The organism is Bacillus haikouensis, from assembly GCF_013179555.1.
GTDB classification, from domain to species: domain Bacteria; phylum Bacillota; class Bacilli; order Bacillales; family Bacillaceae_B; genus Rossellomorea; species Rossellomorea haikouensis_A.
Map to the genome: position 1 here is coordinate 1 of NZ_JABMCR010000610.1, position 675 is coordinate 675.

2 protein-coding genes are annotated in these 675 nt (G+C 42.2%); both read right to left on the reverse strand.

Translation table 11 applies throughout. From position 1 onward, the window contains the following. Positions 1-347: ATP-binding cassette domain-containing protein (locus tag HP456_RS24650; protein ID WP_172255903.1), on the reverse strand; the 347-nt coding region annotated here is incomplete at its 3' end. 20 nt (positions 348-367) lie between these two features. Beyond that, on the reverse strand, positions 368-675 hold a 308-nt coding region (locus HP456_RS24655; protein ID WP_172255905.1), incomplete at its 5' end, for an ABC transporter permease subunit.

A 675-nucleotide genomic window follows, 5' to 3' on the forward strand; every position in this document is an offset into this window, starting at 1 on the left:
TCTGCTTTTTTCCTGCCCTTAACGATGACCGGCCCTTCCATCACATTCTCCAGAGCTGTCATATGCGGGAACAGATTGTATGTTTGAAAGACCATTCCCGTACTTCTTCTAATATTCAGGATATCGGCAGTAGAAACCTTTTTAGAAAAATCAACCCTTTTTTCTCCGATCGATACACTGCCTTCATTAGGTGTCTCCAGGGCATTCAAACATCTGAGAAATGTTGTTTTACCAGATCCTGACGGGCCGATCAAAACGATCACTTCTCCTTTTTTGACTTCCACGTCCATTCCTTTCAGGACTTCGAGATCATCAAAACGTTTCTTCAAACCTTTTATCGTTATCATTGTAATCCCTCCTCGTTGATCTATTTAGCCACATAACGGTCCAATCGTGCTTCTATGCGTCCTTGGATAATTGAGAGGATGAAGCAGATGACCCAATAGATGAAAGCTGCTTCCATATACATGAGAAGGAATTCATAGTTTGTCGATGCTATTTCCTGTGCTCTGCGGAACATTTCTGTCACAAAGATCAAAGAAGCGAGCGATGTATCTTTCACCAGGCTGATAAATGAATTTGATAAAGGCGGAATTGAAACCCTTGTTGCCTGCGGCAGGATGATCCTCTTCAGTGTTTGCGAATAATTCATACCGATTGAATAACCAGCTTCCC